Source organism: Pseudomonas sp. P1_F1_2 (assembly GCF_056405815.1).
In genome coordinates this window covers 1-24,592 of the sequence record NZ_JBFUBK010000048.1, presented here as the reverse complement: position 1 = coordinate 24,592, position 24,592 = coordinate 1, and the positions used below count along the sequence as shown (strand labels likewise).

Annotated in this window: 23 protein-coding genes; 14 read left to right on the top strand and 9 right to left on the bottom strand. The window is 60.6% G+C overall.

Going from position 1 to position 24,592, the window contains the following annotated elements:
• Positions 1 to 498: 498 nt before the first annotated feature.
• Positions 499 to 789, bottom strand: coding sequence for a hypothetical protein (locus tag AC1D2P_RS15950; protein WP_046031844.1), 291 nt, complete (start codon positions 787 to 789; stop codon positions 499 to 501).
• 389 nt (positions 790 to 1,178) lie between these two features.
• Positions 1,179 to 2,126 (bottom strand): LysR family transcriptional regulator, encoded by a 948-nt coding sequence (locus AC1D2P_RS15945; protein WP_477758488.1) that lies wholly within the window; start codon positions 2,124 to 2,126, stop codon positions 1,179 to 1,181.
• Positions 2,127 to 2,276: 150 nt separating this feature from the next.
• Between AC1D2P_RS15945 and AC1D2P_RS15940 the strand changes: the two genes are divergently transcribed.
• Both AC1D2P_RS15940 and mmsB read left to right on the top strand, forming a co-directional pair.
• Entirely contained in the window at positions 2,277 to 3,803 is a 1,527-nt protein-coding gene (locus AC1D2P_RS15940) for a CoA-acylating methylmalonate-semialdehyde dehydrogenase (protein ID WP_046031846.1), read from the top strand.
• A 10-nt stretch (positions 3,804 to 3,813) separates the two neighbouring features.
• On the top strand, positions 3,814 to 4,701 hold the full coding sequence (gene mmsB, locus AC1D2P_RS15935; protein ID WP_046031847.1) for a 3-hydroxyisobutyrate dehydrogenase: 888 nt from the start codon (positions 3,814 to 3,816) through the stop codon (positions 4,699 to 4,701).
• A gap of 133 nt (positions 4,702 to 4,834) precedes the next feature.
• Here the strand turns inward: mmsB and AC1D2P_RS15930 are convergent, their stop codons facing one another.
• The 4 genes from AC1D2P_RS15930 to AC1D2P_RS15915 form a co-directional block, all read right to left on the bottom strand.
• Positions 4,835 to 5,179 carry a cupin domain-containing protein gene (locus AC1D2P_RS15930; RefSeq protein WP_007946320.1) on the bottom strand — a complete coding sequence of 115 codons (345 nt, stop codon included), beginning with the start codon at positions 5,177 to 5,179 and terminating at the stop codon, positions 4,835 to 4,837.
• Positions 5,180 to 5,286: 107 nt separating this feature from the next.
• Positions 5,287 to 5,658: a MerR family transcriptional regulator gene (locus AC1D2P_RS15925; RefSeq protein ID WP_223522672.1), complete on the bottom strand. Its 372-nt coding sequence runs from the start codon at positions 5,656 to 5,658 to the stop codon at positions 5,287 to 5,289.
• Between the two features lie 48 nt (positions 5,659 to 5,706).
• Positions 5,707 to 6,282: an NAD(P)H-dependent oxidoreductase gene (locus tag AC1D2P_RS15920; RefSeq protein WP_109787501.1), complete on the bottom strand. Its 576-nt coding sequence runs from the start codon at positions 6,280 to 6,282 to the stop codon at positions 5,707 to 5,709.
• Positions 6,283 to 6,327: 45 nt separating this feature from the next.
• Positions 6,328 to 7,212, bottom strand: a complete 885-nt coding sequence (locus AC1D2P_RS15915; protein WP_109787500.1) for a LysR substrate-binding domain-containing protein — start codon at positions 7,210 to 7,212, stop codon at positions 6,328 to 6,330.
• 201 nt (positions 7,213 to 7,413) lie between these two features.
• Here AC1D2P_RS15915 and AC1D2P_RS15910 point away from each other — a divergent pair, with 201 nt between their 5' ends.
• On the top strand, positions 7,414 to 8,178 hold the full coding sequence (locus AC1D2P_RS15910) for a sulfite exporter TauE/SafE family protein (protein ID WP_223522673.1): 765 nt from the start codon (positions 7,414 to 7,416) through the stop codon (positions 8,176 to 8,178).
• On the opposite strand, the gene AC1D2P_RS15905 is transcribed toward AC1D2P_RS15910, so the two are convergent.
• Positions 8,168 to 8,482: a putative quinol monooxygenase gene (locus tag AC1D2P_RS15905; protein ID WP_477811500.1), complete on the bottom strand. Its 315-nt coding sequence runs from the start codon at positions 8,480 to 8,482 to the stop codon at positions 8,168 to 8,170. The genes AC1D2P_RS15910 and AC1D2P_RS15905 overlap by 11 nt on opposite strands.
• Positions 8,483 to 8,644: 162 nt before the next feature.
• Here AC1D2P_RS15905 and mdaB point away from each other — a divergent pair, with 162 nt between their 5' ends.
• The 8 genes from mdaB to AC1D2P_RS15865 all read left to right on the top strand — a co-directional run bounded on the left by mdaB (position 8,645) and on the right by AC1D2P_RS15865 (position 17,336).
• Positions 8,645 to 9,235, top strand: coding sequence for an NADPH:quinone oxidoreductase MdaB (gene mdaB / locus AC1D2P_RS15900; RefSeq protein WP_046031853.1), 591 nt, complete (start codon positions 8,645 to 8,647; stop codon positions 9,233 to 9,235).
• A 57-nt stretch (positions 9,236 to 9,292) separates the two neighbouring features.
• Positions 9,293 to 10,204, top strand: a complete 912-nt coding sequence (locus tag AC1D2P_RS15895; RefSeq protein WP_046031854.1) for a LysR family transcriptional regulator — start codon at positions 9,293 to 9,295, stop codon at positions 10,202 to 10,204.
• Positions 10,205 to 10,307: 103 nt separating this feature from the next.
• Complete coding sequence (locus AC1D2P_RS15890; RefSeq protein ID WP_223522675.1) at positions 10,308 to 11,201, top strand: NAD-dependent epimerase/dehydratase family protein; 894 nt, start codon at positions 10,308 to 10,310, stop codon at positions 11,199 to 11,201.
• A 212-nt stretch (positions 11,202 to 11,413) separates the two neighbouring features.
• Entirely contained in the window at positions 11,414 to 12,859 is a 1,446-nt protein-coding gene (locus tag AC1D2P_RS15885) for a SulP family inorganic anion transporter (protein ID WP_046031856.1), read from the top strand.
• Positions 12,860 to 13,162: 303 nt separating this feature from the next.
• Complete coding sequence (locus AC1D2P_RS15880; protein ID WP_046031857.1) at positions 13,163 to 14,512, top strand: GntT/GntP/DsdX family permease; 1,350 nt, start codon at positions 13,163 to 13,165, stop codon at positions 14,510 to 14,512.
• Between the two features lie 15 nt (positions 14,513 to 14,527).
• Positions 14,528 to 15,388, top strand: coding sequence for a MurR/RpiR family transcriptional regulator (locus tag AC1D2P_RS15875; protein ID WP_046031858.1), 861 nt, complete (start codon positions 14,528 to 14,530; stop codon positions 15,386 to 15,388).
• Between the two features lies 1 nt (position 15,389).
• Entirely contained in the window at positions 15,390 to 16,847 is a 1,458-nt protein-coding gene (locus AC1D2P_RS15870; protein WP_109787496.1) for an N-acyl-D-amino-acid deacylase family protein, read from the top strand.
• A 120-nt stretch (positions 16,848 to 16,967) separates the two neighbouring features.
• The gene (locus tag AC1D2P_RS15865) at positions 16,968 to 17,336 is read left to right on the top strand and encodes a glyoxalase superfamily protein (RefSeq protein WP_477758489.1); all 369 of its coding nucleotides are present in this window, start codon (positions 16,968 to 16,970) and stop codon (positions 17,334 to 17,336) included.
• 117 nt (positions 17,337 to 17,453) lie between these two features.
• Here AC1D2P_RS15865 and AC1D2P_RS15860 read toward each other — a convergent pair whose 3' ends face one another.
• Both AC1D2P_RS15860 and gliR read right to left on the bottom strand, forming a co-directional pair.
• On the bottom strand, positions 17,454 to 17,822 hold the full coding sequence (locus tag AC1D2P_RS15860) for a DUF6124 family protein (protein WP_477758490.1): 369 nt from the start codon (positions 17,820 to 17,822) through the stop codon (positions 17,454 to 17,456).
• Positions 17,823 to 18,304: 482 nt separating this feature from the next.
• Positions 18,305 to 19,321 (bottom strand): AraC family transcriptional regulator GliR, encoded by a 1,017-nt coding sequence (gene gliR, locus AC1D2P_RS15855; RefSeq protein ID WP_477758491.1) that lies wholly within the window; start codon positions 19,319 to 19,321, stop codon positions 18,305 to 18,307.
• 211 nt (positions 19,322 to 19,532) lie between these two features.
• On the opposite strand from gliR, the gene AC1D2P_RS15850 reads away from it, so the two are divergent.
• The 3 genes from AC1D2P_RS15850 to AC1D2P_RS15840 all read left to right on the top strand — a co-directional run bounded on the left by AC1D2P_RS15850 (position 19,533) and on the right by AC1D2P_RS15840 (position 24,517).
• A complete protein-coding gene (locus AC1D2P_RS15850; protein WP_477758492.1) occupies positions 19,533 to 21,128 on the top strand; it encodes an FAD-binding oxidoreductase in 1,596 nt (531 codons plus the stop codon).
• A 5-nt stretch (positions 21,129 to 21,133) separates the two neighbouring features.
• Positions 21,134 to 22,735, top strand: a complete 1,602-nt coding sequence (locus tag AC1D2P_RS15845; RefSeq protein ID WP_477758493.1) for a glycerol-3-phosphate dehydrogenase/oxidase — start codon at positions 21,134 to 21,136, stop codon at positions 22,733 to 22,735.
• A 213-nt stretch (positions 22,736 to 22,948) separates the two neighbouring features.
• Complete coding sequence (locus AC1D2P_RS15840; protein ID WP_477758498.1) at positions 22,949 to 24,517, top strand: FGGY-family carbohydrate kinase; 1,569 nt, start codon at positions 22,949 to 22,951, stop codon at positions 24,515 to 24,517.
• The last annotated feature ends 75 nt before the right edge of the window (positions 24,518 to 24,592 follow it).

Sequence of the window (24,592 nt, the reverse complement as noted above, 5' to 3'; positions counted from 1 at the left end):
GGTTTAGTGCCGTATTTTCCGGTGTACGGATTCATATTCCCTCTAGTGCTGTAGTTGTTGTTTCTAGTGGAGTCTGGATTTGTAGCATGGGAGGGTTGGACATACGTTCCATTACTTCGCGTATATCCACTGACGGTATGATCAGAGCGACTTCCATAGGAGTAACTAGATTTGTACGAAGATTGCCCGCCATAACTACTGCCACGAGCATATACATTTCCGGAAAGTGCTACTGCTGTAGCCACAATTACCAAAAACAACGTCTTTCTCATACAGTCTTCCTTTTTATGGGGGGTGGCTCAACGGCATCACTCCGAAGAGTTTGCGTGAGAAAAACTCGCTGGAGTACATTCAAGTAACGCACAACGTAGGCATGTCCTGTGGGCAGGGGTCTATATCTCACTTGCACGAAAAGCGTGAAGAAGATCGCCACTCCCCTCTCAAGCCCGATGTCTCTTACGAGTCAGCTGCGGCAGACTTCGCCGGGCCAGCTCCGAACTAACGGCTCGAAAGCGTTTTAGTCGTTGAGGAGGATAAATTTTCGTCGAGATTATCGATGGATTGGAGCAAGCGTTTACTGATAACTATCATTCGCTCTTGATTCTCAATGATCTTGGACAAGGCCATCCAGAACCCGCACGTAAAGCAGGCGCCAATGAAAATACCTACACCAATCAGAACACCATAAGGTCCCTGTCCAGAAAACGCGGAAAACGCACCCACAATTAGGGCCAGGACGACCAACAGACTCGAAAGGAAATCGAGCGTTCTGATAACCATGTCTTTCATGATTTTCTCCTTGGACGCACTTTTAATATGGCTTAAAGATAGGAGTTCATCTCACAGCCATGCTCCAGCCTCATAAAGCACGATTATGGAGCGAGCCGGTAAATAGCTGGGCTTGCCGCGTAGAACGTATGAGGAGTTTATAGGCGAGGGGAGTTCCAGCCTTTCATTTGGCGACAGCGCTTTAGCACTTCATGACAATCCATGACCTTTCATCTGGATTTGCGTATAGCGTTTCTTGAGTCAGATTTTGCGTGGTAGCCATGCCTCTCTCCGGACGTACCGATCTGTCGTCAGCGGTGTTACAAGTTGCGTATCAACCGCTGTTACAAAGCATTGGCAAAGGACTGTTGGCCTCGTGACGATTTCGATACCTGATTCCTTGAAAATCCTCAGTCGGCGAACAACATTTCCCGACTTTCCCCCATCAACAACCCTTGGTTCTGCTCGGTTACAGCGCGGATGTAATCCCACAACAGGGTAATTCGCTTGAGCTTCCTCAAGTCCTCCCGGCAGTACATCCAGAACTGCCGCGTAATGTTGATCTCCTGAGGCAACACCGGCAGTAATCGTGAGTCCTGCGCCGCCAGGAAGCACGGCAAAATCGCCAGCGAGCGTCCCTGCTGCGCCGCCACGAATTGTGCGATCACGCTGGTGCTGCGCAAATTGGCGCTGGCACCGGGCAATACGTTCGCCAGGTACAACAGCTCCGAGCTGAACGCCAAATCGTCGACATAACTGATGAATGAGTGCTTGCCCAAGTCTGCCGGGCGGCGGATCGGTGGGTGTTTGTCCAGATAGTCCTGGGTCGCGTATAGCTGCAATCGGTAGTCACAGAGTTTGCAGCAGACATACGGCCCGTGTTCCGGACGCTCCAGGGCGATGACGATGTCCGCTTCGCGCTTGGACAGGCTGATGAAGTGTGGCAGCGGTAGGATGTCGACGGAGATGGCCGGGTAGGCGTCGACGAAATGGCTCAGTTGCGGGGTGATGAAAAAGCTGCCGAACCCTTCCGTGCAGCCCATGCGCACGTGACCAGACAGCGCCACTCCCGATCCTGAAACCTGCTCGCAGGCCATGTGCAGCGTGCTTTCGATCGACTCGGCGTAACCCAGCAATCGCTGACCTTCTGCGGTCAGGACAAAACCGCTGGTCCGGGATTTCTCGAACAGCAACGTCCCCAATGAAGCTTCCAGCGAACTGATTCGTCGCGACACGGTGGTGTAGTCCACCGCCAGGCGCTTGGCCGCGGTGCTGGCCTTGCGGGTGCGGGCGACTTCGAGGAAAAACTTCAGGTCGTCCCAGTTCAGCGAGCCTAGCGAGGTGATGTTTTTTTGCATGATGGACCGGCTTTTATGTGCGTTCTTATTAGAAGTTTGCACATCTATACTCCAAAAACAGCTCCACAACCAATTCGCGGCACACGCCTCATCTCAAGGCGACTTACTCGCCTTGGCTCCCAAGATAAAAACAAGCATCCGGAGACCCACATGAACGCATCGCTCACGCCTAACGAAACCACCGTGCAGAAGGTCAAGCTGTTGATCGACGGCCAGTGGGTCGAATCGAAGTCCACCGAGTGGCACGACATCGTCAACCCTGCGACCCAGCAAGTGCTGGCCAAGGTTCCGTTTGCAACCACCGAAGAAGTCGATGCCGCCATCAGCGCCGCCCATCGTGCTTTCCAGACCTGGAAACTGACCCCGATCGGCGCGCGGATGCGCATCATGCTCAAGCTCCAGGCGTTGATTCGCGAACACTCCAAGCGTATCGCCGTGGTCCTCAGTGCCGAGCAGGGCAAAACCATCGCCGACGCTGAAGGCGACATTTTCCGCGGCCTGGAAGTGGTCGAGCACGCCTGCTCCATCGGCAGCCTGCAAATGGGCGAATTTGCCGAGAACGTGGCTGGCGGTGTCGACACCTACACCCTGCGTCAGCCCATCGGTGTCTGCGCCGGCATCACCCCGTTCAACTTCCCGGCGATGATTCCGTTGTGGATGTTCCCGATGGCCATCGCCTGCGGCAACACCTTCGTGCTCAAACCGTCCGAACAGGACCCGATGTCGACCATGCTCCTGGTGGAACTGGCTATCGAGGCTGGCGTTCCGGCGGGCGTGCTTAACGTCGTGCATGGCGGCAAGGACGTGGTGGACGCGCTCTGCACGCACAAAGACATCAAGGCTGTGTCCTTCGTCGGTTCGACCGCCGTCGGTACGCACGTCTACGACCTGGCCGGCAAACACGGCAAACGCGTGCAATCGATGATGGGCGCGAAGAACCACGCCGTGGTGCTGCCGGACGCCAATCGCGAGCAAGCGCTGAATGCACTGGTCGGCGCCGGTTTCGGTGCCGCCGGTCAACGTTGCATGGCCACCTCCGTGGTGGTGTTGGTGGGCGCGGCCAAGCAATGGCTGCCGGATCTGAAAGCGCTGGCGCAGAAGCTGACTGTGAATGCGGGCAGCGAGCCGGGCACCGACGTGGGGCCGGTTATTTCGAAAAAAGCCAAGGCGCGGATTCTCGATCTGATCGAAAGCGGCATCAAGGAAGGCGCCAAGCTGGAGCTGGACGGTCGCGAGATCACGGTTCCGGGTTACGAGAAGGGCAACTTTGTCGGCCCGACCCTGTTCTCCGGCGTGACCACCGACATGCAGATCTACACCCAGGAAATCTTCGGCCCGGTGCTGGTCGTACTGGAAGTGAATACGCTCGACGAAGCCATTGCGCTGGTCAACGCCAACCCGTTCGGCAACGGCACGGGCCTGTTCACCCAGAGCGGTGCGGCGGCGCGTAAATTCCAGAACGAAATCGACGTCGGCCAGGTCGGCATCAACATCCCGATTCCAGTGCCGGTCCCGTTCTTCAGCTTTACCGGTTCGCGCGGCTCCAAACTCGGCGACCTCGGCCCGTATGGCAAGCAAGTGGTGCAGTTCTACACTCAGACCAAGACTGTCACCAGCCGCTGGTTCGATGACGACAGCGTCAACGACGGTGTGAACACCACCATCAACTTGCGTTAAGGAACCGGACATGAAAATCGCTTTTATCGGTCTCGGCAACATGGGCGCCCCGATGGCGCGCAACCTGATCAAGGCCGGCCACGCGCTGCGCCTGGTCGACCTGAACAAAACCGTGCTGGCAGAACTTGAGCAGTTGGGCGGCAGCATCAGCGCTTCGGCCCGTGAAGCGGCACAAGGTGCAGAACTGGTGATTACCATGCTGCCCGCCGCTGTGCATGTTCGCAGTGTGTGGCTGGGTGAAGACGGCGTTCTCGCCGGTATCGGCCAAGGCGTACCGGCCGTGGATTGCAGCACCATTGATCCACAGACCGCGCGTGATGTGGCCGCCGCCGCAGCCAAGCAAGGCGTGGCCATGGCCGATGCGCCCGTCTCTGGCGGCACCGGCGGTGCGGCGGCCGGCACGCTGACGTTTATGGTCGGCGCCACCCCGGAACTGTTCGCCACCCTGCAACCGGTGTTGGCGCAGATGGGCCGCAACATCGTCCATTGCGGTGAAGTCGGCACCGGGCAAATCGCCAAGATCTGCAACAACCTGCTGCTGGCGATTTCCATGGTCGGCGTCAGCGAAGCCATGGCGCTGGGTGATGCACTGGGGATCGACACGACCGTCCTGGCCGGGATCATCAACAGCTCGACCGGGCGTTGCTGGAGCTCGGAAATGTACAACCCGTGGCCGGGCATCGTTGAAACAGCGCCGGCCTCGCGCGGTTATACCGGCGGCTTCGGTGCCGAACTGATGCTCAAGGATTTGGGACTGGCCACGGAAGCGGCCCGTCAGGCGCATCAACCGGTGGTGCTCGGCGCAGTGGCCCAGCAGTTGTATCAGGCGATGAGTCAGCGCGGGGAAGGTGGTAAAGACTTCTCGGCGATCATCAACAGCTATCGCAAACCGCAGTAAAAGAGCGATTGCGATGAGTGGGGCTTGAGGTCGAAGACCTGTGGGAGCGAGCAAGCTCGCTCCCACAGTGATTGCATTTACATAGAGATATTTACCGGGAGATCACGTCGGGTGATCCCCCGGTTTTTTTGCATCAGGCAAACACGAAATACTTGCGCACGGTTTCAACCACTTCCCACGTGCCTTTCATCCCCGGCTCGATGACGAAAATATCGCCGGCGCGCAGATGGATCGGCTCTTTGCCTTCCGGGGTGATGATGCAGTAGCCCTCGCGGAAATCGCAGTATTCCCACTTCACATATTCCACATACCACTTGCCCGGCGTGCAGATCCAGGTGCCCATGATCTTGCTGCCGTCTTCGCTGGTGTAGGCGTTGAGGTTGACGGTGTGCGGGTCACCTTCGAGTTTTTCCCATTTGCAGGCGTCTAGTACCGGCAGTGGATGAGTATCGCGAAGGACGGTAATCGGTGCGGTCATGATGACTCCGGGCAGTGGGCTCAAGAACTGAAGTCGCACCCTATAGCCCCCATGCACCGGTCAGTTGTCTGAACTCGACATCCAGGTGTCCAGAAACGCGCAACACCTCAAAGACTTTCCAATGGGCAATCGGCCCTGGATTGTTCGAGGCTGGCGTCGAACGCGATCAATTGTGCGTGCTGGTGCGACAGCACGGTTATTCGCTCACTGATCTCGCGCTTTTTGGCATCGATGGCCTGACGCGCCAGTTCCCACGGCATTGACTGACCCTGATGGCCGGCGAAGCTCGCCTGCAATTCCTTGAGCCTGAAACCCAGTTGTTGGGCGCACTTGATAAAAATCAGCAGGTCGACACTTTGCTGGTCATAGACGCGGTATTTCCCTAAGCGCCGGGCCTCAGGCAGCAAGCCGATCGACTCGTAATGGCGGATGCTCTTGATCGTGGTGCCGGAGCGTTGCGCGGCTTGGCCGATGTACATGAAAAATCCTTTTTTGCCGTGGTACAGCCCCGCGCATTATCGGCAGACTCAGCGGCTGGCGATAGCCTGGGCTTGCAGCAGCCAGGCTTCACGCTGGACTGCGCTGGCGCCGAGAATCGGGCCGAAGGTGAGTGTGCGCCTGGGTTCGATACCGCAGAAGGCGAGGGTGGTTTTGCGGATCTGATGCAGCCCGGGCATGCGATACACCCAACGGTAATACCAGGGTGGCGTGTCCATGGTCACCAACAAATGCGCGCTGCGACCCCGCAACAATTTGTCGGGAAAGGCTTTGCCTTCACGGTACTTGAAAGCGAAACCGGGCAGGAACACTCGATCAAAAAAGCCCTTGAGCAAGGCCGGAATCCCGCCCCACCAGATTGGATAAACCAGCGTCAGATGCTGCGCCCACAGGATGTCGGCCTGCGCCTGACGCAAGTCGGCTTCCAGAGGTTGAACCTGTTGATAGCCATCACGTAGCACCGGGTCAAAGTCCATTGTGCCGAGAAACAACTGGCGGACTTCATGCCCGGCGCGCAACGCCGATTGAGCATATCGCTCGGCGAGTGCAGCGCAAAAGCTGTTGCTGGAAGGATGACCGAGAATCACCAGAATTCGTTTGCCCATCGTCTCTGTCCTTGAAGATGAAACCTCAAGGGTAAAGTCTGCCCCTCAGGGGAGAGTCAAGGTATGCAGAAGGGCTCTGGCATAACCGGGCAGCGTGGCAAAGTCCCGGGCACAGAGCAGGAGTTTGCGTTGGGCCCAGGGTTCTTGCAGTGCGATGCTCTGGAAAGGCTGTTCGCCGGACCAGCGCTCGACGGCTGCGAGGGGCACGATCGCCAGCCCCGCGCCCCGGGCGACCATGCGCATGACGCCATCAAAACCGTCGGCACGGATGCGGATTTTCAGGCGTACGCCAGCGTGCAGCGCTTGTGCTTCGAGGTACACGGCCAAGGCACTGCTGGCGTTCAGTCCTACGAAATCATGGTGCAGGGTGTCGCCGAAACTCAGGGATTCGCGGTCCGCCAACGGATGATCGCGGGGCAGCAGCAATACCAGCGGATCGTCGCGAAACGCACGGGTTTGCAGGTCATCGGTTTCCACGGCGTCGGAGACGATACCCAAGTCAGCCGCACCTTGACGCAAGGCGTGAGTGATGCGCGCACTGGGGAGTTCTTGAAGGTCGATGTCGAGATTCGGATGCTCGTGCAGGAAGTCCGCGAGCAACTCCGGCAGGTACTCGGTGATCGCCGTGGTGTTGCACAGCAACCGCACCTGGCCTTTGACCCCTTTGGCGTACTCGGCCAGATCCTGTTGCATGAGTTCGGCCTGTTGCAGCAGGGCTCGGGCGTGTTTGACCAAGGCTTTACCCGCCGACGTGGGCGTGACGCCGCGCCGGCCACGCTGCAGGAATTCGATACCGAGCGAAGCCTCCATGGCGCGGATTCTTGCACTCGCGGCTGCCAGCGACAGATGACTGCGCGCGGCGCCGGCGGTGATGTTGCCGCTGTCGAGGATGTTCAGGTAGAGGCGCAGGTCGGTCAGGTCGAAGTGCATGTTTTATCCCAAGATCGTTCCCACGCTCTGCGTGGGAATGCCTCACTGGACGCTTTGCGTCCGCTTCGGCAGGTGACGCGGAGCGTCACGGGCTGCATTCCCACGCAGAGCGTGGGAACGATCACTGCCTCTTGCTTGGCAAGAGGCTGACTCAGTATATGGCAGATTTTCAACTGACTCGCCCGGGCTCAGGATAGCCCCATGAATACACTCGCCGCGTTCTACCAAAACCTCGGGCTTGCCCTTTCTTTACTGGTCATCGCCACCTTCCTGCTGGCCGGCATGATCAAGGGCGTCATCGGCCTCGGCTTGCCCACCATCGCCATGGGCCTTCTCGGCCTGGCTATGGCGCCGTCGCAGGCTGCCGCACTGCTGATCATTCCCGCCACGCTCACCAATGTCTGGCAACTGGCGTTCGGTGGGCATTTGCGCGGGCTGATCAAACGGCTATGGCCGCTGTTGCTGTCGATCTTCATCGGCACGGGGGTGGGCACGCTGTGGATCGGCATGGCTGGAGGGCATTGGGTGGCGCGGGGCTTGGGCGCCGCGTTGTTGCTGTACGCGCTGAGCGGCTTGTTCCTGCCAACCTTGCACGTGGGCAGTCGCAGCGAACGCTGGCTCGGTCCGCTGTGCGGCGTGCTGACAGGCCTCATCACCTCGGCCACCGGTGTCTTCGTGATTCCTGCCGTGCCTTATCTGCAGGCCCTCGGCTTGAACAAGGACGAACTGGTGCAGGCACTGGGTTTGTCGTTCACCGTTTCGACCCTCGCGCTGGCCGCGGGCTTGCTGTGGCGCGGTGCTTTGGGCGGTGGTGAATTGAGTGCCTCGTTGCTGGCGCTGATCCCGGCAGTGCTCGGTATGTGGCTGGGCCAATGGCTGCGTCAGCGGATCAGCGCTTTGTTATTCAAGCGTGTGTTTTTCATCGGCCTCGGTGTGCTCGGCGGCCATTTGTTGATCAGTGGTTAGYCGACGACGGGCTGAGCATGTCGATGGCGCGGATATCGAAATCCCGTTCCAGGTACTCATCGCGCTGGTCGAGGAACTGCTTCATGTGCGGCAGATTCGAGTGCACATCAAGGTGGGCCTGGGACTGCCAGATCTCGTAGAAGATAAACAGCGTCGGGTCCTGTTTGTCGCGCAGCATGTGGTACTCGATGCAACCGGGCTCGGCGCGGCTCGCTTCCACATAGCCACGGAAAAACGCTTCGAAGGCGTCGGATTTTTCCGGGTGGGTCTTGGCGTGCAGGATGAAGCCTTGCATTTCACTCATCAGAAATCTCCTCAAGTTAAGAACCGTCGCAAGTTTATGGCAACAATCGCCTGTTGATTCGTGCGTATGAGTCAAATGAATTTTGCGAATTCAGCGCTTATTCCGCGCGGGGTCAGCCGTTAACCTGCCGCCATCAAATTTCTGAACCTTTCGAGATTTCTCATGAAAAAAGTCCTGTTGCTCAATGGCGGTAAAAAATTCGCCCACTCCGATGGCCGCTACAACACCACCCTGCATGAAGCTGCACTGAGCGTGCTGGATCGCGGCGGCATGGATATCAAAACCACCTTCATCGACGAGGGTTACGACATCGCCGATGAAGTCGCCAAATTCCTCTGGGCCGACGTGATCATTTATCAAATGCCCGGCTGGTGGATGGGCGCGCCGTGGACCGTGAAAAAGTACCTCGACGAAGTCTTCACCGAAGGCCATGGCAGCCTCTACGCCAGCGACGGCCGCACCCGTTCCGACGCGTCGCAAAAGTACGGCAGCGGCGGCCTGATTCAAGGCAAGCAATACATGCTGTCGCTGACTTGGAACGCACCTCAACAAGCGTTCGATGACCCGAGCGATTTCTTCGAAGGCAAAGGGGTGGACGCGGTGTACTTCCCGTTCCACAAGGCCAACGAGTTTCTCGGCATGACTGGCCTGCCGACTTTCCTGAGCGTCGACGTGATGAAACGCCCGAACATCGAAGCCGATGTGGCGCGCTATGAGCAGCATTTGACCGAGGTGTTCGGCCTGCCGGCGTAAGGTTCCTTTTGCCCCGCATCCAGCTACTATCAAGCCAGTTTTGAATGAGGGGCATCCGTGAAAGCCAGATCCGATGAGTTGCAGATTTTTGTCTGCGTGATTGAGTGCGGGTCTATCTCCGCTGCGGCTGAACAGGTCGGGCAAACGCCCTCGGCGGTCAGTCGCACGTTGTCACGGCTGGAGGCCAAGCTCGATACCACGTTGATCAATCGCACCACGCGGCGCATGGACCTGACCGAGGAGGGCAAGTACTTCTTCGAGCACGCCAAGCGGATTCTCGATCAGATGGACGAGCTTGAAGAACGCCTCAACTCACGCCAGCAAACCCCGTCCGGGCGGCTGCGGATCAATGCCGCCTCACCGTTCATGCTGCACGCCATCGTGCCGTACATCGACGAATTCCGCCGGCTCTACCCGGACATTCAGCTGGAACTCAACAGCAATGACCTGATCATCGATCTGCTGGAACAAAGCACCGACATCGCCATCCGCATCGGCACCCTGACCGACTCCACGTTGCATGCCCGTTCCCTGGGGTGCAGCCCGTTGCATATCGTCGCCAGCCCGGCGTACCTGGAGCAGCACGGTACGCCGCAGGCAGTTGCGGATTTGAGTGAGCACACGCTACTGGGGTTTACCCAGAATGAAGGCCTCAATCAGTGGCCGCTGCGTTATGTGCATGGCGATCGCTGGCCGATACAGGCGTCGATCAGCGCTTCCAGCGGCGAGACCATTCGCCACCTGGCGCTGGAAGGCCAGGGCATCGCCAGCCTGTCGCACTACATGACCATCGAAGACATTCGTGCCGGGCGTTTGAAAGTGCTGCTGGCCGAATTCAACAGCGGCTATCGCCAGCCGATCAACGCGGTGTACTACCGCAACTCGCAACTGGCCTTGCGGATTCAGTGTTTCCTGGACTTTATCCAAAGCAAATTGGCGGAGTACGCGAACTCGGATTTCAAGGGCTGATTCGTGATTCCTACGCAAGAGTGAATTGGGTCAGAGGGGATTATTCGTCAGTGATCCCTGCTGGATACTCGTTGCATCACTTATCCACGCAGGGAGTTTCTCCATGAACGTATTCGTTACCGGTGCTGCCGGTTTTATCGGCGGTTCCATCGCCACCGGTCTGATCCGTGCCGGCCACACCGTCACCGGCCTGGTGCGCAGCGCTGAACAAGCCAATGAACTGAGCGCCTTGGGCATCACCCCAGTGATCGGCACGCTCGACGACAACGCCCTGCTCGCCGAACAGGCTCGCACTGCCGACGCCGTTATCAACGCCGCCAGCAGCGACCATCGTGGCGCCGTCGAGGCGTTGCTCAACGCCCTGCGTGGCTCCAACAAAGTGTTCCTGCACACCAGCGGTTCGAGCATCGTCGGCGATGCGTCGGGCGGCAAATCAAGTGACGTCATCTACTTCGAAGACAACTTGCCGGAACCGACTGCCGACAAGGCTGCCCGCGTGGCCATCGACAACCTGATCCTCGCCGCGGCGAACGACGGCGTGAACTCGGCCGTGATCTGCAACACCCTGATCTACGGCCACAGCCTGGGTGTCAGTCGCGACAGCGTGCAACTGCCGCGCTTGCTCAAACAGGCGCGCAAAAGTGGCGTGGTCCGGCATGTCGGCCCGGGGCAGAACATCTGGTCCAACGTGCACATCGAAGACGTGGTGTCCCTGTATCTGTTGGCGTTGACCAAGAACGTACCGGGCACGTTCTACTTCGTTGAAAGCGGTGAAGCGTCGTTCATCGACATGACCACCGCGATGGCCGGGGCGCTGAAGTTGGGGGCGGCGCAAGACTGGCCGCTCAAAGATGCCGAAGCCGAGTGGGGGTATGAGATGGCCAACTACGGTTTGGGTTCCAACAGCCGGGTGCGTGGTCAAAAGGCGCGTGAACTGCTGGGCTGGGTGCCGCAGCGGACGTCGGTGATTGACTGGATTCGTGACGAGATGGTGTGAGTTCGCCTTAAACCGCGTCATCGTTCATCGCGGGCAAGCCATGCTCCTACAGGGTACTGAGCCGTTCACGTCATTGGCGAACGACACCAGACCTGTAGGAGCATGGCTTGCCCGCGATGACATTTTCAGCAATGCGACAACTGGCCGGGCCGGCCTCGATTCCGTAACATCCGCACACTAATTTTTGTCATTCCCAAGTGCGGTCCCCTCCGATGAAACCCAAACGTCTACGCGCCGATGTCCTGGCCGGGCTCACCACGTCTTTTGCCTTGCTCCCCGAGTGCATCGCCTTCGCGCTGGTCGCGCATCTCAACCCGCTGATGGGGCTTTACGGGGCGTTCATCATTTGCACCCTGACCGCGCTGTTCGGCGGGCGGCCGGGGATGGTCTCGGGGGCTGCCGGATCGATGGCCGTGGTGATCGTGGCACTGGTGGTGCAACACGGCGTGCAGTATTTGCTGGCCACGGTGCTGCTGGGTGGGTTGATCATGTTGGCGTTCGGGCTGCTGAAGTTGGGCAAACTGGTGCGCATGGTCCCGCACCCGGTGATGCTCGGTTTCGTCAACGGCCTGGCGATCATCATTGCCCTGGCGCAGCTGGAGCATTTCAAAAGCGGAGAGACCTGGCTCAGCGGCACGCCGCTGTCCTTGATGACGGGGCTGGTGGCCGTGACGATGGCCATTGTTTATCTGCTGCCGCGCCTCACGCGTGCCGTGCCGCCGGCACTGGTGGCGATTCTGAGCGTGGGCCTGGCGGTGTATCTGCTGGGCTTGCCGACCCGCACGCTGGGTGACATGGCGCACATCGCCGGTGGCCTGCCGACCTTTGCGCTGCCAGACATTCCCTGGAGCCTGGAAACCCTGCGCATCATCGCCCCCTACGCGATATTGATGGCGCTGGTCGGCCTGCTGGAAACCCTGCTGACCCTGAACCTGACCGACGAAATCACCGAGAGCCGTGGCTTCCCGGATCGCGAGTGCGTGGCGCTGGGCGCGGCCAACATGGTCTCGGGCGTGTTCGGTGGCATGGGTGGCTGCGCGATGATCGGCCAGACCGTGATCAACCTCAGCTCCGGTGGGCGCGGCCGGCTGTCGGGCGTGGTGGCCGGGGTTCTGATTCTGCTGTTCATCCTGTTTCTTTCGCCGCTGATCGAGCGTATCCCGCTGGCGGCGCTGGTCGGGGTGATGTTTGTGGTGTCCCAGCAGACGTTCGCCTGGGCCTCGCTGCGGGTGGTGAACAAAGTGCCGTTGAACGACGTGCTGGTGATCATCGCGGTGACGGTCATCACCGTGTTCACCGATCTGGCCACCGCCGTGATGTGCGGGATCATCATCGCGGCGCTCAACTTTGCCTGGCAGCAGGCTCGGCAGCTGTACGCCGACAGTCATCTGGAGAACGACGGCAGCAAACTCTACCGGGTGCATGGCACGCTGTTCTTTGCCTCGACGACCCCTTTCCTCAATCAATTCGATCCGGCCAATGATCCTGCCCAGGTCACGCTCGATTGCCGTCATTTGAGCTTCGTTGATTACTCGGCCATCTCCGCGCTGGATACGCTGCGCGAACGCTACACCAAGGCCGGCAAGCACCTGCGCGTGCTGCACGTGTCGGAGCGTTGCAAAAAACTGCTGAAACGCGCCCGCGTGAGTCACGACTGACGTCCAGCCACGGCAGTCGAGATCGTTCCCACGCTCTGCGTGGGAATGCCTCACCGGACGCTCCGCGTCCACTTTGGGACGCAGAGCGTCCCTGGCTGCATTCCCACGCGGAGCGTAGGAACGATCAGCGTGAAGGGATGAAAATCCGCCTGCCCGATTTTCATAATCCTCGACCGCGCATATCTCTCAACGACAACCCTTACCCCTTCGCGAAAATTACTTTCACCTCGTTTGAAAATCACCTCTCGAAATGTTTTAAGAGTTTCACAATCCATTCGACGTGACCCTTTCGAGGAGTACCGCATGACCCTGTCCTTCGGCTATTGGCTGCTGGTGTATGCCGCCATCGCCATCATTGCACTGATCGTTCTGATCGCCCGTTACCGGCTCAATCCCTTTATCGTCATCACCCTGGTGTCCATCGGCCTGGCCTTGCTGGCCGGGATGCCGGCGTCCGGCGTGGTGGGCGCGTACGAGGCCGGGGTCGGCAAAACCCTGGGGCACATTGCGCTGGTGGTGGCGCTGGGGACGATGCTCGGCAAGATGATGGCCGAGTCCGGCGGCGCCGAGCAGGTGGCGCGGACCTTGATCGACCGCTTCGGCGAGAAGAACGCGCACTGGGCGATGGTCTGCATTGCATTCCTGGTCGGGCTGCCGCTGTTCTTCGAGGTCGGTTTTGTGTTGCTGGTGCCGATCGCTTTTACCGTGGCGCGGCGTGTGGGCGTGTCGATTCTGATGGTCGGTTTGCCGATGGTCGCCGGGCTCTCGGTGGTGCATGCGCTGGTGCCACCGCACCCGGCGGCGATGCTCGCGGTGCAGGTGTATGGGGCGTCGGTCGGGCAGACGTTGATGTACGCGATTCTGATCGGCATTCCGACGGCGATCATCGCCGGTCCGCTGTACGCCAAGTTCATCGTGCCGCGCATTCAGTTGCCGGCGGAAAACCCGCTGGAACGCCAGTTCCTCGAGCGCGAACCGCGCGACAGCCTGCCGGGCTTCGGCATCACCATGGCGACCATTCTGTTGCCGGTGGTGCTGATGCTGATTGGTGGCTGGGCCAACCTGATCTCCACGCCAGGCAGCGGCCTCAACCAGTTTTTGTTGTTCATCGGCAACTCGGTGATCGCCTTGCTGCTGGCCACGCTGCTGAGCTTCTGGACCCTCGGCATCGCCCAGGGATTTAGCCGCGAATCGATCCTTAAATTCACCAACGAATGCCTGGCCCCGACCGCCAGCATCACCTTGCTGGTGGGCGCCGGTGGCGGCCTCAACCGGATTCTGGTGGACGCCGGCGTCACCGACCAGATCGTCAGCCTGGCCCACGAATTTCACCTGTCGCCGCTGATCATGGGCTGGTTGTTCGCCGCGTTGATGCGCATCGCCACCGGTTCTGCGACGGTGGCGATGACCACCGCTTCGGGGATTGTCGCGCCGGTGGCCATTGGGCTCGGCTATCCGCATCCAGAATTGCTGGTGCTGGCGACCGGCGCCGGGTCGGTGATCTTTTCCCACGTCAACGACGGTGGCTTCTGGTTGATCAAGGAATACTTCAACATGAGCGTCGCCCAGACCTTCAAGACCTGGACCGTGCTGGAGACTATTATTTCGGTGGTCGCGTTCGGTCTGACCGTGGGCCTTTCCTACCTGATTTAACCGGAGCCGCCTGCCATGGACATCCTCTACCAGATCCGCGCCCGCCAGGATTCCTTCAGTGCCGGTGAAGGACGCATCGCTCGTCTGATGCTCGACGACGTAGGCTTTGCCTCGTCCGCCAGCCTTGATGAGCTGGCGCTGAGAGCGGAAGTCAGCACGGCCACCCTGTCGCGTTTCGCCCGTACGGTAGGGTGCCGGGATTTGCGCGATTTGCGCCTGCAACTGGCCCAGGCCAGTGGCGTCGGCAGCCGTTTTCTCGACCCGGCCGGCACGCCGGACCAGTCGGCGTTTTACCGGCAGATCGTCGGTGATATCGAGTCGACCTTGCACCAGCATCTGTCGGCGTTCGACGAGACTCGCTTCACCGATGCGGTGAAGCTGCTGGGCAAGGCGCGCATGATTCATGCATTCGGCATGGGCGGCTGCTCGACCTTGTGCAGTGATGAGCTGCAAGTGCGGCTGGTGCGGCTCGGTTATCCGATTGCCGTGTGCCACGACCCGGTGATGATGCGCGTCACCGCCGCCAGCCTTGGCGCCGAGCACGCGGTCATCGTCTGCTCGCTGACCGGCATTACCCCCGAGCTGCTTCAAGCCGTTGAACTGGCGCGCAGCTACGGCGCGCGAATTCTGGCGATCACCCGGGCCGACTCGGCGCTGGCGCAACTGGCCGATGTGCTGCTGCCGCTGCAAAGCGCCGAGACGTCCTTTATCTACAAACCGACCGCGGCACGCTACGGCATGCTGCTGGCGATCGACGTGCTGGCCACCGAGCTGGCGCTGGCTAACCCTGAAGACAATCAAGAGCGTCTGCGGCGAATCAAACTCGCCCTGGACGATTACCGCGGCGGCGACGATCACTTGCCGCTGGGAGACTGACATGATGTACGACACGCTGATTCGCAACGCCCTGGTCATCGACGGCAGCAATCGTCCTGGCTACCCCGCCGATGTGGCGATCCTGGACGGGCGCATCGAGCGCATCGGCGATTTGCACGATGCCACGGCCACCGAAGAAATCGACGCCGCCGGCCGCGTGCTGGCGCCGGGTTTTATCGATGTGCACACCCATGACGACACCGTGGTCATTCGCCAACCGCAGATGCTGCCCAAGCTCAGCCAGGGTGTGACCACGGTGATCGTCGGCAACTGCGGGATCAGCGCTTCGCCAGTAAGTTTGAAGGGCAATCCGCCGGACCCGATGAACCTGCTCGGCACCGCCGCAGCCTTTGTTTATCCGACGTTCAGCGACTACCGCGCGGCAGTCGAAGCGGCGAACACCACGTTGAACGTTGCAGCGCTGGTCGGGCACACCGCGTTGCGCAGCAACCACCTCGACGACTTGTTCCGCACGGCCACGGCGGATGAAATCAGCGCAATGCGCGAGCAACTGCGCGAGAGCCTTGAGGCCGGCGCGTTGGGGTTATCCACAGGCCTGGCGTACGCCAGCGCGTTCTCGGCGTCCACCGATGAAGTGAAGCAACTGACCGAAGAGCTGACGGCGTTCGGTGCGGTGTACACCACCCATTTGCGCAGCGAATTCGAACCGGTGCTGGAGGCCATGGACGAGGCTTTCCAGATTGGTCGTCATTCGAAATCCCCGGTGATCATTTCCCACCTCAAATGCGCGGGCGCCGGTAACTGGGGGCGCAGCCCGCAATTGCTGGCGTCCCTTGAACACGCGGCGAAAACCCACCCGGTGGGCTGCGACTGCTATCCCTACGCGGCCAGTTCTTCGACGCTGGATTTGAAGCAAGTCACCGATGCGCACCGCATCACCATCACCTGGTCGACACCGCACCCGGAAATGGGCGGCCGCGACCTGATGGACATCGCCGCCGAGTGGAACCTGTCGTTACTCGACGCCGCCCGCCAACTGCAACCGGCGGGTGCGGTGTACTACGGAATGGACGAAGCGGATGTCCGCAGAATCCTCGCGCACCCGCTGTCGATGGTCGGCTCCGACGGGCTGCCCGAAGACCCGTTCCCGCATCCGCGATTGTGGGGTGCATTTCCACGGGTACTCGGGCATTTCAGTCGCGATGTCGGGTTGTTTCCGTTGCACACGGCGGTACACAAAATGACCGGGCTGTCGGCGGCGCGGTTTGGCTTGAAAGAGCGTGGCGAGATTCGTGAAGGCAACTGGGCGGATCTGGTGTTGTTCAACCCTGTGACCATTCGCGACGTGGCGGATTTCAATGACCCGCAACGGGCGGCGGAAGGCATCGATGGCGTGTGGGTCAACGGTGTATTGAGTTACAGCGAAGGGCAGGCGAACGGCAAAAGGGAAGGGCGGTTCCTGGCGCGGCAAGGGGATTTGCGTGATGGGTTTGTGTGAGCATTTTTAGTGGTCTGTCACACTGGTGGCACATTGCAACTAAAGAAAGCCGCTACCAAGCCGAAGCGCTGACAATCGGCCTAGCTACACTGGGCGTCATTTCAGTCAGGGAGTAACTGCATGAGCTTCGGTAAAACCACCCCGATCCTGCGGATTTTCGATGAAGCGAAGGCGTTGGAGTTTTACGTCGACTTCCTGGGTTTCAAAGTCGACTGGCAGCACCGTTTCGAAGCGAACTTCCCGTTGTACTTGCAGGTGTCTCGTGGCGAATGCGTGCTGCACTTGTCCGAACACCATGGCGACGCCACGCCGGGTTCGGCGCTGCGCATCGAGACCAGTGAACTGGAAGCCTTCCAGCAGCAATTGATTGCCAAGGAATACGCGTTTTCGCATCCACAGATTCAGGCCATGCCGTGGGGCAGCCAGGACATGACCATCGCCGATCCGTTCGGCAATCGGTTGGTGTTCACCAACGCGATCAGCCTCTGAGCTGACAGTTGTAAGCCGCACAAAGAAGCCCGCTGCCCAACCATTGCGGTTTGGCAGCGGGCTTTTTCGTTCAGGGATCAGAGGCCTATGTGGCAAGCGTCCTCGCCACCGCACTGATCACTCCGTGGGCACTAATGTATCCAGCACTTGATTGACCGCCATTTCCGCCACCATGACCACTTGGGCGATACCTTGCACGGTTTTGCGGTGCGAGCCCTGGAGCAGGGCGGCGAAGTCGTTGAGCATGACGGTGGCTGAGCCCAGGGTTTCGCTGGCGTCGGCCAGCAAGGGTTCGGTGCCGGACGCCGGGTTGGCCATGTAGAGGCGGTTGGGTTGGTAGGGCGTTGCCATGATCTGGGCGGCCGGAGGAGGACCGAGATAGTGGTTGAGGGCGCGCTCGGCGGCTTCGTGGAATTTCTTTGATTCAGGGGTTTCGTAGGGAGATGCCGGATCGGTGTCCGGTGGGTTTGGCGTAACTTTGAACATGGGAGCGTACCTTGTAAGGCCGCATCCATTTCGCTGCTAAACGAATGGGTGGCGGCTATGCGCAAGTTAGCAGACCGGTAGCTCCCAACCCGGCGCACCCGAAGGTGCCATGCGCACAGCCACCATCAAGCGTAGGCAAATGCCTGACTGGATGATACTTGTGCAACCAGGAGCGAACATCGCCGGGCTGCTAAACCCGATCACTGGGAATCAGTGACGCGATCCAAGTTACCGAGCAGCCCGCAAGCGCACAAGCCGGCGGATTCTGGCGCAGTCGTAGGCAGCGGCGCAAGGATCTGTGGGCGTTGTCACGTAACGCTGAGTGTCTTTAAACACCCGCACTGAAAGGTGTTTATTGCGTTGTTGCGACTGACGCCTTCGCGAGCAAGCTCGCTCCCACAGGGATTTTGTGTGGTTCACAAAATTGGTGGTCAATGAAGATCCACTGTGGAGCGAGCTTGCTCGCGAAGAGGCCAGCGCAGTCACCCCCGATGAGTCTGGCGAAACTCACCGGGCGGCATCCCGCGCCGGCTTTTGAACGTGCGGTGAAACGAGCGCGGTTCGGTGAAGCCCAGGTACTGGGCGATGTCCTGGATCGGCAAGGTGCTGTTAAGCAGGTAATGCTCGGCCAACTCCTGGCGCAGGTCATCGAGGATCTGCTGGTACGACGTGCCGGCCTGATGCAGTTGGCGCTGCAGCGTGCGCACGGATACGGCGAGATGTTCGGCCACCTGTTCCTTGCGTGGCAGGCCCTCCTTGAGCAACTGGCGCAGGATGCTTTTGACCCGCTGTTCCAGCGACGCGTCCTCCAGCGTGGCCATCAATCCCATCGCGTGTTCTTCCAGGGTGCGCAGCAATTGCGCATCGGCCTGACGCAAGGGCAACTGCAAATACGGCAACGGCACAATCAGCGCCGAATAAGGCTGGTCGAACAGGACCGGGCAGTCGAAAAACTGCTCGTACTGCGCCAGCGTCGTGTCGGCCGGGCGTGGATGTTCCAGCCAGACGGCGGCTGGCGACATCTGTGTATCAGCGATCCAGCGTGCGTATTGCAGCCAGGAACCGAGCACGTTTTCCACCAGGTGCCGGCGAATGCGCGGGCGTTGATGGCGGCAGGCCCAGATCAGGTGCACCTCGCTGCCTTGCACCTCGGCGCGGCTGACGCCCATGTCGCCCACCAGCTTCTCGAAGGGCATGATGCGGCTCATGGCATCGCCCAGGGTCGCGCAGTTCATGGTGATGTAACCCAGCACACTCCAGGAGTTGGGCAATACAAAACGCGCGGCATTGAGACCGAACAACGGATCGCCCGAGTGTTCGCAGAAATAATCGAGTAACCGTTCATGGGCTTCACCCGGCAGCCGCAGGCTGTTATCGCTCAACTGCTGCGCCTGCAACCCGGCCGCCGCCAACGCAGGCTCGATGGCCACGCCCAGTTGTTCGGCATGACGCAGGTATTTGAGCAGCGGCGGAACTGAAGTGAAGCCCAGGGATTGCATGATCGTCTTCCTTTGATCAAGGCCCGCATGCGCGGATGAATGCCCGTGAAAGGTAATTTGAAACCACGGCTAAAGTAAATGGCTGACACCTGCGCGACGTTTGACTCAATTGGCTACTCGAACTGGCCGGATGCGACCGTGACACTTTCGGGCCGCTGATTAGTATGGGGGCCTGAAATTTCACTGATCAGAACCGCAAAAGGACACACGCATGCGACGCTGGAACGGCTGGGGAGATGCAACCACGGTGGTCGAACTGCCGGCCCAGGGCGCGAGTTTTCTCGCGCAACGGTTGGGTGACGGTCGAGCGCTGCCCGATGCCACGCTTGAGACGGCATTGGCCCGTGTGCCGGCATCGCGGCTGCAGGAACACGCCTTGTACAGCGTGGGTGTGCAGGATCGTTTGCTGCATGCCCGGGGTCAGAGCCTGCCTGACTGGCTGGCGTTGCGTGAAGGCGCGCTGGGGAATTATCCCGATGCCGTGGCCTTTCCCGAGACGGCCGAGCAGATTCGCCAATTGCTGGTGCTCGCTCATGAACAGGACTTGTGCCTGATTCCATATGGCGGCGGCACTTCGGTGGCCGGGCACATCAACCCGCCAAGTTCCGCGCGGCCAGTGGTGACGGTGTCCCTGGCCCGCATGAATCGCCTGCTGGACCTCGACGAACAGAGCCTGCTGGCCACCTTCGGCCCCGGCGCCAGCGGGCCACAGGTGGAAAGTCAGTTGCGCGCCCGGGGTTACACGCTGGGGCATTTTCCGCAGTCGTGGGAGCTGTCGACCCTGGGTGGTTGGGTCGCCAGTCGCTCCAGTGGCCAGCAGTCGCTGCGCTACGGGCGAATCGAGCAACTGTTCGCTGGCGGCACTCTGGAAACCTTCGCCGGACCTTTAGATATTCCAACGTTCCCGGCCTCGGCCGCCGGGCCCGATCTGCGCGAAGTGGTGTTGGGTTGCGAGGGCCGTTTCGGGATTATTTCCGAGGTCAAGGTTCGGGTCAGCGCCCTGCCGGCCGATGAGCGTTTCTACGGGGTCTTTCTGCCCGATTGGACCCAGGCGCTGCAAGCCATCCGCCAGTTGGCCCAGGCGCGCGTACCGCTGTCGATGCTGCGCCTGTCCAACGCGGTGGAAACCGAAACCCAACTGGCGCTGGCCGGTCACCCGCAGCAGATTGCCTGGCTGGAAAAGTACCTGAACCTGCGCGGCGCCGGTGCGGGCAAATGCCTGTTGACCTTCGGCGTGACCGGTAATCGCAAGCAAAATGCGCTGTCCCTGAGCCAGGCCCGTCAGCACCTAAAGGCTTTTGGCGGGGTGTTTACCGGCACCTTGCTCGGCAAGAAGTGGGCGCAGAACCGCTTCCGTTTTCCCTACCTGCGCGAGAACTTGTGGAACGCCGGTTACGTGGTCGACACCCTGGAAACCGCTACCGACTGGAGCAATGTCGACAACCTGCTCACCCTGATCGAAAACAGCCTGCGCGACGCCTTGGCGGCTGAGGGCGAGCGGGTGCACGTGTTCACTCACCTGTCGCATGTCTACGGCGAAGGGTCGAGCATCTACACCACCTATGTGTTTCGCCCGGCGGCGGACTATCCCGCCACCCTGGCGCGCTGGCAGGCGCTCAAGCACGCGGCCAGCCAGACCATCGTCGACAACCACGGCACCATCAGTCACCAGCATGGCGTGGGCAAGGACCACGCGCCGTACCTGCTGCGCGAGAAGGGCGCGCTGGCGATGGACACCTTGCAGGCGCTGAGCCGACATTTTGATCCGGCCGGGCGCCTCAACCCTGGCACGCTGTTGCAGGAGTGACGGCCATGAGCCTGGACTGGAACGCCGCGTGGCGACAGCACGTATTGCCGACGCTGGCGGATGAAACCTGGGACCTGATCGTGATCGGCGGCGGCATCAGCGGCGCCGGTATCCTGCGCGAGGCAGCGCGCCGTGGCTGGCGCTGCCTGCTGCTGGAACAGCGCGATTTCGCCTGGGGCACCTCCAGCCGATCCTCGAAAATGGTCCATGGCGGTTTGCGTTACATCGCCAAGGGCCAATGGCGCCTGACCCGCGATTCGGTGCGCGAACGCCAGCGCCTGCTCGACGAAGCGCCGGGGCTGGTGGAACCGATGAGTTTCATGATGCCGCATTACCGTGGCGGCTTTCCCGGCCCACGGGTGCTGGGTGGTTTGTTGTCCATCTATGACGCGTTGGCCGGGCGGCGCAGCCATCGCTTCCATGACGCGCAACAACTGCATTATCTGGCGCCGGGCGTGAAGGAAAATGACTTGCTGGGCGGCACCTGTTTTGTCGATGCGCTGACCGATGATGCGCGTCTGGTGATGCGCGTTTTAGGCGAGGCGCGAGGCGACGGCGCCGTGGTACTCAACGGCGTGCGCGTGGAGCAATTGCTGCGTGAAGAGGGGCGCGTTTGCGGGGTCCGGGTCAAGGACTGCGAGGGTGACGGATTGCTGACCTTACGTTGTGGTGTGCTGGCCGTGGCCACTGGCGCCTGGGCCGAGCGCTTGCGCCTGCCCGATGCCCCTCGTCAGTTGCGCCCGTTGCGGGGCAGTCACTTGTTGCTACCGGGCTGGCGTCTGCCCGTGGCGCAGGCTTTCACCTTCTTGCACGAGCGCGACCGTCGACCGGTGTTCGTTTTTCCTTGGGAGGGCGCCACGGTGGTCGGCACCACGGACCTCGATCATCACGAAGACCTGGACCAGAGCGCGAGCATCAGCCGCGAGGAACTCGACTATTTGCTGGCGGCCTGTACTCAACAATTTCCCCACGCAGAGGTAGTCGCTGACGACGTGCTGTCGACCTGGTCCGGGGTGCGCCCGGTGGTGGGCGGTGCGGCGGGTGAACATCAAGGCAAACCGTCGAATGAAACCCGCGAGCATGTGCTGTGGCAGGAGCCTGGCTGCGTGACCCTGGCTGGCGGCAAGTTGACCACCTTTCGCCCGCAGGCCATCGAAGTGCTCAAGGCCTGCGCGAACATGCTCGAACGTCCCTTCGATGATGACGCCGGGCCGGTGTTTGCCGCCGTACCGCCGCTGGCGATCCCGGGGCTCAGTGGCAGCCAGTGGCGGCGTCTGGCGGGGCGGCATGGCCGTGATCTGCCGAGGCTGGCGGAGCTGCTCGCAGAATTAGGTCATGACACGGTCGGCGCCACGGATACGTTGTGGGCGGAACTGGCCTTTGCCTGCGAGTCGGAAATGGTCCTGCACCTGGATGACCTGCTGCTGCGCCGAACCCGTCTGGGCCTGTTGCTGACGCGCGGTGGCGAGGATTATTTCACTGCTATTCGCCAACTCTGCCAACCACGACTGGGCTGGGACGACGAGCGTTGGCAGCAGGAGCAGCAGCGCTACCAGGCGTTGTGGCAACGTCATCACGGTTTGCCCTGCGACCCTGCAGCCCTGTAGCAGCTGTCGAGCGCAGCGAGGCAGCGTTCGGCGGCGAAGCCGTCGTAAAACCCTCACCCCGATGTTTCAGATAAACCACCGGGGCAGGGATTGCGAGAACGCTGTCCTCGGACGCAGCCTCGCTTCGCTCGACAGCTGCTACAGGGCTACGGGTGCTTCGGATTATGAGAAATTCAGGAATGTGCGCGACCCATGCCCATTGAAGAGAGCTCCATGGATAACCACCCGAACAAGCGTTACCTGCTGGCCATCGACAATGGCACCCAAAGCGTGCGCGCGCTGCTCTTCGACCTGCAGGGCAATTTGCTGGGCAAAGGCAAGGTCGAGTTGCAGGCCTATTACTCGACCCAACCCGGTTGGGCCGAGCAGGACCCGGAGTATTACTGGGCGAAACTGGGGGAGGCCTGCCAGCAGGTGTGGCAGCAAACCGGTATCGATCGGTCGCAGATTGCCGGCGTTTCCCTGACCACCCAGCGCGGTACTTTGATCAACGTCGATGCCCACGGCAAGCCGCTGCGCCCGGCGATCCTGTGGCTCGATCAGCGCCAGGCTGAAGTCGAAGGCGGCATCAAGGGACCGTGGGGCTGGCTGTTCAAACTGGTCGGCGCGCAAGCCACCGTGGATTATTTTCGAGCCCAGGCGGAGGCTAACTGGATCGCGAAGCACCAGCCTGAAGTGTGGGCGGCGACCGACAAGTTTTTGCTGCTCTCGGGGTTTCTCACCCATCGCCTGTGCGGGCGCTTTGTCGATTCCGTGGGCTGTTGCGTCGGCTACTTGCCGTTCGATTTCAAACGTCTGAAATGGGCCGCGCCCAGCGACTGGAAATGGCAGGCATTGGCGGTGCGCCCCGAGCAATTGCCGAGCCTGCACAAGCCCGGCGAAACCCTGGGTTTCATCACCGCTGAAGCCAGCCGCCACACCGGTATTCCCGAAGGGTTGCCGCTGATCGCCGCGGGTGCCGACAAGGCCTGTGAAGTGGTGGGTTCCGGCGTCGTCGACGCGAGTACGGTGTGCCTGTCCTACGGCACCACGGCGACGATCACCAGCACCCGGTCGCGCTACCTGGAAATCGTCCCGTTGATTCCGCCTTACCCGTCTGCGCTGCCGGATCAATACAACTGCGAAGTGATGATCTATCGCGGCTACTGGATGGTCAGCTGGTTCAAGAACGAGTTCGGCCTGCGGGAAATGCAGCAGGCCAAGGCGCAGGGCATCGAGCCCGAGCAACTCTTCGATGCGCTGGTCAATGCGGTGCCGCCGGGCTCCATGGGGCTGATGTTGCAACCCTACTGGTCGCCCGGCATCCGCGAACCGGGTGTGGAGGCCAAGGGCGCGATGATCGGCTTCGGTGATGTGCATACCCGCGCGCATATCTATCGGGCGATCCTCGAAGGCCTGGCGTATGCCTTGCGTCAGGGCCTGGAGAAAATCGAGAAGCGCTCGAAAGTCTCCGTCACGCGTTTGCGTGTCGCCGGTGGTGGCTCCCAGAGTGATGCGGCGATGCAGCTCACGGCCGACATTTTCGGCCTGCCGGCCGAGCGTCCGCATGTCTATGAAGCGTCCGGTCTGGGCGCGGCGATTTGCTGCGCGGTGGGGCTGGGTCTGTACGCGGACTTTCCCACGGCGATGGCGGCCATGACGCGGGTCGGTGCGGTGTTCATGCCGCAACCCGAGGCGCAGCAGATTTATGAGCGACTGTACAAAGAGGTTTATCTACGCATGTATCGGCAGCTCAAGCCGTTGTACCAAAGCATCCGCAAAATCACCGGTTACCCCGCCTAGCAGACACCTCAAATCCCTGTAGGAGCCGAGCTTGCTCGCGATAGCGGTATGTCAGCCAGCATGACTGTTGACTGG